Annotated in this window: 5 protein-coding genes; 1 reads left to right on the top strand and 4 read right to left on the bottom strand. The window is 72.6% G+C overall.

Going from position 1 to position 6,606, the window contains the following annotated elements:
- A partial coding sequence (locus AC162C_RS12340; RefSeq protein ID WP_484097799.1) for a hypothetical protein occupies positions 1-986 on the top strand: 986 nt, incomplete at its 5' end.
- 3 nt (positions 987-989) lie between these two features.
- Here the strand turns inward: AC162C_RS12340 and AC162C_RS12345 are convergent.
- The 4 genes from AC162C_RS12345 to AC162C_RS12360 all read right to left on the bottom strand — a co-directional run.
- Positions 990-2,363: a CDP-glycerol glycerophosphotransferase family protein gene (locus tag AC162C_RS12345; RefSeq protein ID WP_484097800.1), complete on the bottom strand. Its 1,374-nt coding sequence runs from the start codon at positions 2,361-2,363 to the stop codon at positions 990-992.
- Position 2,364: 1 nt separating this feature from the next.
- Positions 2,365-4,341 carry a transketolase C-terminal domain-containing protein gene (locus AC162C_RS12350; RefSeq protein ID WP_484097801.1) on the bottom strand — a complete coding sequence of 659 codons (1,977 nt, stop codon included), beginning with the start codon at positions 4,339-4,341 and terminating at the stop codon, positions 2,365-2,367.
- Positions 4,342-4,354: 13 nt separating this feature from the next.
- Positions 4,355-5,185 carry a class I SAM-dependent methyltransferase gene (locus tag AC162C_RS12355; protein ID WP_484097802.1) on the bottom strand — a complete coding sequence of 277 codons (831 nt, stop codon included), beginning with the start codon at positions 5,183-5,185 and terminating at the stop codon, positions 4,355-4,357.
- A 14-nt stretch (positions 5,186-5,199) separates the two neighbouring features.
- On the bottom strand, positions 5,200-6,606 hold a 1,407-nt coding region (locus AC162C_RS12360), incomplete at its 5' end, for a hypothetical protein (RefSeq protein WP_484097803.1).

Below are 6,606 nucleotides of genomic sequence, written 5' to 3' on the forward strand. Positions count from 1 at the left end.
GCACCGCAGCCGTTCTCGTCCCCTACACCGTCTACAACGGCGTGCGCTACGACGACTACGCGGTGGCGCGAGGCGCCAACGCCGTCTCGCCCTTCTACCGCGTCTACGTCCTCGAGCACCTGGTCTCGCCCGAGAACGGGCCGGCGTCGAGGGAGCTGGCCCGGGCCGTCGAGCGCGAGCTCCTGCCGGAGGAGCCGTATCGCTCGTTCGGCATCACCCTCGACCGGTTCTTCGCCGAGGGCAGCCCGCGAATGTGGGAGGACCTCGTCAACCTCTCGGATCAGGTCTGGGGCTGGGACAGCGACTACGGGAAGCTCCGCGCCGTCGCCTTCGAGGCGATCCGCCGGCACCCCGGTGCGTTCGCCCGGCACATGGTCGAGCAGTTCCTCCTCACGCTCTGGAAGCCCGAGTTCTACATCCCGGACGGGGCGAGGCGCGCGACGGGCGAGGAGAGCTCGGACGCCGAGGACGAGACAGGCGTCGGCGCGGGCCTGCCGGAGCCGAGTGGCGGCGAGCCGATCCCGAGCGCCCGGATGGGCCTCTACTCGACGACCCCGGACAGGAGCATCCGCGAGGTCTGGACGTCGCCCACGGAGCACTACCTCGAGTTCCGCGATCCCGCCCAGGAGGAGCGCTACCGGCGCATGAACGAGGTAGTCGCCCGCCTGAGCGCCGAGCTCCCGCCGTACGAGGGCAACCAGACACTGATCACCTGGGCCAACCGTGCGTCGCGCTGGTTCCCCCGCCCGATCCTCTGGTTGCTCCTCGGCTGTGCCGCCGTCCTCTGGCGGCGGCCGAAGCGGATCTCGATCGCCCTCGGACTGTCCCTGATCGCGCTGTTCCTGACCGCGACGGTCGGGCTCGGGAACGCCGAGTATCCCCTCCCGGCGGTGCCGGCCTTCGTCGTGCTCCTGGCTGCCGGGCTCTTCGGAGAGCGCGCCGCACCGCGTTCGCGCCCGCCCCGAGAGCCGGCTCCCACCGGCTGAGCGTCAGGACGAATCGCCCACGACCGCCTCGACGACCCGCTCTGCGGCGAGCCCGTCGACCTCACCGACGACCTCACGGCTGACCCGCGCCCGCTCGCCGGCGAGCTCACGCGGGTCGGCGAGCGACCGCTCGATCCCCTCCGTGACGTCCTCGAAGCCCCGTGCGCGGAGGAACGCGTCGGAGGAGACGAGCTCGCGGTAGTGGTGGCCCGTGACGTTGAGCTCCGCCCACCGCTCGCTCGGCGGCGCACCCTCGTCGTACAGCACGCAGACGGCGGGCCGGTCGTTGACGAGGCCGTCGAGCAGGATCGTGCCCGCATTCGCGACCACGCAGTCGACGTGCCGGAGGAGCGTCGCGAGCACGGCGATGTCCGTGTACGACGGCTCCTGCACCGCCGCACCCTCGACGTCGCGCGCCGCCGCGAAGCGCGTCTCCCACTGCCGGTCCCGCGGATGCGGGCGAAAGAGCAGGGACATCCGGCTCGAGGCCCCGGTCTCGCGCCACCAGCCGACCAGCCGCTCCACGAAGCGCTGCTCGTACGGCGCGTTCGTCGGGGTGTTCCCCGCGACGAGGACGACGGGGCGCGTCGGGTCGAGGCCGATCGCGGCGAGCAGCGCCTCGTAGTCGGCGCGCGGCCGCTCGACGGCGAAGACGTCGGTCTGCGGCCAGCCCGTGACGACCACGCGCTCCGCGGCGATCCCGTGGTAGCGGACGACGTCGTCGCGCATCGTCTCGTTCTGCACGACGTAGCGGTCGAGGTGCGGGGACATCACGCCCTTGCCGACGGTGTGGTCCCAGCTCGACACGTAGCCGACCGTCGGCAGCCGGAGCGACCGCGCCGCCACGAGGAAGGGGACGGCGCTGCGCGTCTGCAGGTTCGCGACGACGAGGCGCGGCCGCTCGGCGCGAAGCGTGGCAGCGAGGGCGCGTGGGACGTAGCGGAGGCGCGAGTAGTGCCAGCGCAGCATCGCCGCCTCGGCCGGTGCCCAGCGTGGTGCCCAGCCGACGCGGTTCGTGTCGAGGAACCAGTTGTCGTGGCCCGGCCGCAGCCGCTCCGGGTGGAAGCCGTGCCGGAGCGTGTGCCGGATCGAGAGCGGGTAGAAGCCGAAACGGTCGTCGAGCCAGCGGTCGGCACGACGCCGCGCGCGCTCGCCCGTCGAGCCCGCGCCGAGGAGGGCCTCCCGGTCGAGGAGCCGCACGCCGTCGAGGCGTGCCGCGAACGACCGCTCCTCGTCGGGGGGGAGGAGTAACAGCACCGCGAGGCGATCGCCGAGGCGCTCGCGAAGCCCGCCGACGATCCCGCAGTCGATGAAGACCCGGGTCGGGAACGGGTCGGGGAGCACGAGCCAGACCGGCCTCGCCGCGTCCGACGTCATCTCAGCCGCCGATCAGGCCGGTCACGCGCTCGGCGAGCGAGGCCCCGTCGAGCCCGTGGGCACGCAGCGCCTCCGGGGGCGTCCCGCACGCCGGCCACCCCTCGACGCCCACGATCGTGACCCGCGGCACCCGGTCGAGACGGAGGCCCGAGAGCGTCCGCAGCACCGCGTCGCCGAGAGCACCGACAGGCGCGTGGTCCTCGACGACGACGATCTCGGCGAAGCGCGCCGCGGCGTCCTCGAGCCATCCGCCGTCGACGCGCGTCAGCCACGGCATCGCCGCCACGGCGATGCGCACGCCCCGGGCGCGGAGCGTCTCCGACGCGAGCAGCGCCTCGTGGGTCATCACCGGCCCGTACGCGAGGAGGAGCGCTGCGTCACCGTCGGCGAGCGCGGCCGGTCGGCCGGGAGACGGTCGATACCCGGCCGGGAGCTCGATCCGCCGCGGGCTCGGACCGATCGCGAGCCGGATCGCGACGTTCCCCGGCGCCTCGCCCACCGCCCATCGGAGCAGCAGCCGCGTCTCCTCGGCGTTCACGGGCTGCACGACGTCCATGTTCGGCAGCGCGCCGAGGAGCGAGACGTCGCGCAGGCTCTGGTGCGACTTGCCGGGCCCGGCCGGGATCAGCCCGGCGTAGTGGAGCGCGTACACGATCCTCGTCCCCTCCGAGGCGTTGTTGTAGACCTGCTCGTTCGCCCGCGACGCGAGGAAGCTCGCGAACGAGTTGACCACAGGGAGCAGGCCCTGGCGGGCGAGGCCGCCGGCCATCGAGACCATGTCCTGCTCCGCGATCCCCGTCTCCACGAAGCGGTCGGGAACCGCGAGCTCGACGCCCCGGACCCGGCAGTCGGAGGCGAGGTCGGCGTCGAGGACGACGATGCGCTCGTCCCGCTCGACGAGCTCGAGGAGGGCGGCTCCATAGGCCTCTGCGACGTACTCGTCGGTGACGCGGGGGCGGGAGGCCGGCGTGCCGGCCCCGCTCACCGGCTCGCCCTCGAGCGAGGCGACCGGCTCGGGCTCGAGCGGCGGCACGGGGTCGAGGCGCAGCGGATCGAGCCCGAGCCCGCGGAGGCGGTCGTCGATCCGCTCGACGATCTCGGCGTGGGCGGCGACGAAGTCGTCGTCCCCCGGCGCGCCGGCATGCCACCGGTACGTGCCGCCGCCTGCCGCGAGCGCGGTCGGATGCTCCATGAAGGAGACACCGCGACCCTTGATCGTCCGTGCCACGAGCACGTGTGGACGGTCGTCGCCGTCCCGCATCTCGGCGAACACCGCCCGTAGCGCCGCGGGGTCGTGGCCGTCGCATGCCAGCACGTGCCAGCCGAAGGCGCGCAGCTTCGCCTCGATGTCGCCCAGGGCGAGGATCTCCTCCGTGGGGCGGTCGGACTGCAGCTCGTTCCGGTCGACGACGACGACGAGGCCCGACAGTCGGTCGTGTGCCGCCCCCTGCAGGCCCTCGTAGTTCTGCCCCTCCTGCAGCTCACCGTCCCCCGTGATCACGACCACGCGGCCGCCGTGCCCCAGGTGCCGCTTCGCCCACGCCATGCCCCGGCCCTTCGAGATCCCCATCCCGAGCGACCCGGAGTTGGCCTCGATGCCGGGAACGCCGACGTCGGGGTGGCCGTCGAGGCCGCCGAGCCGGCGGAGCCGAAGCAGTCGCTCGTCGGGGAGCACGCCGAGCGCGTGCAGTGCCGCATACGTCCCGGGGACGTCGTGGCCCTTCGACGAGAAGAGGACGTCCCGGTCGGGGTGCTCCCAGCCGACTCCCGGCGTGTTCAGCTCCTCGAAGAGCAGGAACGCGACGATGTCCATCGCGCTGAAGCTCGAGCCGAGGTGCCCGGAGCCCGCGCGCTTGACCGCGGTGAGGGCGTTCGCGCGGCACATGTCGGCGAGGACGAGGACACGGGCGTCGCGATCGGCGACGGCGGCGCCGATGCGCTCGAACTCGGCGCGCGGGACGAGGGTCAGCTCGGGCACGGAGGAACCGTACTCAGCCCGGCACCCGGTGCGGGCGCACGACGTCTGCGAAGTCGGCTCCGGGTGCGAGCTCGTCGGTCTTCTCGCAGCGGAGGAGCACCTCCGAGGAGCCGGGTCGGTAGTCGGTGAAGCGTCGCACCGTCCGCCATCCGGTCCAGGCCAGCATCACGCGCACGGCATCGAGCGTCGGCACGGCCTTCGCCTTCGTGTTCTCCGACCAGCGGACCCGGACGGACGCGTCCGGGCGGCTGTCCACCGTCGTCTCGAGCAGCATCGTCCCGCCGAGTCGCGTCAGCCGGTTGAGCCTGGCGAGCATCGGCACGTGGTAGCTCGTGTGGTAGAGGACGCCGAGGAACAGCACGAGGTCGAAGGGCTCGAGCGTGAGCAGCTCGTCGGCGGTACGGAGGTCGCCGTACACGAACCGGTGCGGGCTGCGCAGGCCCCCTGTCCAGCGTTCGTGGAGGTCGGTGTCGGCGAAGTCGCTGAACACGAGCTCCGACGGGTGCAGCCGCTCGTCGAGCCGGAGAGCGTGCACGCCGTATTTGGGCCCCACCTCGAGCACCCGCGGCCGCTCCAACGCGACGTCCCGGAGGACGTCGTCGAGGCCCTCGACCGTGAGCGTGAGGTCGGGCACGTCGTCGCTGCGCGTCGTGGGGCGCTTGTCGCGGACGGGTCGCGCGTCCTCGACGTACTCGGTGAGGGCGTCGAGCTGGGCACGATGCTCCCAGCTCGGCACGTACGCGACGAGGCCGAGGCGCCCGGCCGCGCGCAGGATGTAGCGCCGCTGCGCCGCCCGCGGCAGCTCGAGCGGGTCGCGAAGGACACGGGCGAGGTGGCGTCGCACGTCGGTCGCCGATGCTACGTGACGCGCGCGTCGTCGCTCTTGGGGCGACGTCGCTCGCCGAGGAGCCCAGCGGCCCCAAAGAGGACGAGGGCGGGGACGACCGGCACCGCGATTTCGACGATCGCATACGTGCCGAGCGCGCTGACGCCGATCACGGCGAGACCGGCGGCAGCGAGCGCCACCGCGAGTGCGCTGCGACGCGGCCGACGAAGCGCGAGGCCGATCGCACCCACGGCGAGCCACAGCACCGGGCGTGGCCAGAGACGCGAGGAGCGGCTGAGCCAGAGCGTCAGCGTCGCCGAGCCTGCGTACGGCGAGATCTCGTCAGCGAGCTCCGCCATGCGGCGGTTCACCTTGTCGAACCGCTCCCGGTCGGCCGGATCGGCGAAGACGAGCTCGTGGTCGGTCGGGGACGTCCAGACCTCGGTGATGCTTCCGTCCGGGGTCGTCGAGTAGAAGCCCTGCCGCGCTGCCGGGATCACGTCCCCGTCCGTCGGCTGCGGCAGCGTGCGGCCATCGACCTCGACGCGCTCCTGGCCGTCGGTCTCGTCCGCCGCGCCCTCACTCTCCGGGAGCGCGACGAAGAGCGGCTTCCAGAGCTCGTCCCAGAGCGTGCGGGCGACGCCGCCGGCGAATGCCCCGGGACGGGCCCGCACCGCCTCCAGGCCGACCTCGCGGAGCTTCGCGTAGTCCGTGTCCCAGCCCCACACGCGGTCGGACAGCCCCAGCACGTCCTCGAACATCCGGTCGCTCCCCCGCGCGAAGAACGTGTCGAGGTCCACCCTGTACGAACGGTAGGGCTCCTCGCCGAGCAGCTCGCGCTCGACGACGTCAGCGAGCTCCCGCGAGGCGTCTCCGTTCTCGGGTCGCACGATGCGGTCCTCGACGAACGCTCTGAAGAACGGGACGTATGCCTTGCCACCCCGCGCAACGGAGTAGTCGTCATACCGCACGCCATTGTTGACGGCCCAGACACCGAGAATCAGGACGGCAGGCGCAACGGCTGCCGCGACGAGGATTCCGCGGGCTCTCCAAGCGAGCGGAAGTACGAGCGGCGCAAGCCCGAGCAGGAGGAGCACCTGGTTTCCGGGCCGCGTCAACGCGCAGACAGCGATTGCGACGGAGACGGCGATGAAGCGCCCCTTCGTTGGCCGGAGCACGGCACGCACGAACAGGATCCCGAGAAGGGCGAAGCCGGCTGCGAAGACGGAATCGCTCGACAGCCGGTGAAAGAGGATCCCGTAGCCCGGATAGACGAGCAGTGCGAGGGCGACGAGGAGGGCTGCGCGCGCCCCGAACGCACGGGTCGCGGCCGTCCAGGCCGTGACCGATCCGGCAAAGAGCGACGCCATCACGGCCTGCGCCGTCCACCCGCCGCCGATGTCGAGGGGTACTCCCATCACGAGCGGCGCGACAGGCGT

The organism is Gaiella sp. (assembly GCF_057140465.1).

What these genes read in the sequence shown, in the direction of transcription:
- AC162C_RS12345 (WP_484097800.1), bottom strand. Translation starts at nt 2,363, where the DNA reads ATGACGTCGGACGCGGCGAGGCCGGTCTGGCTCGTGCTCCCCGACCCG.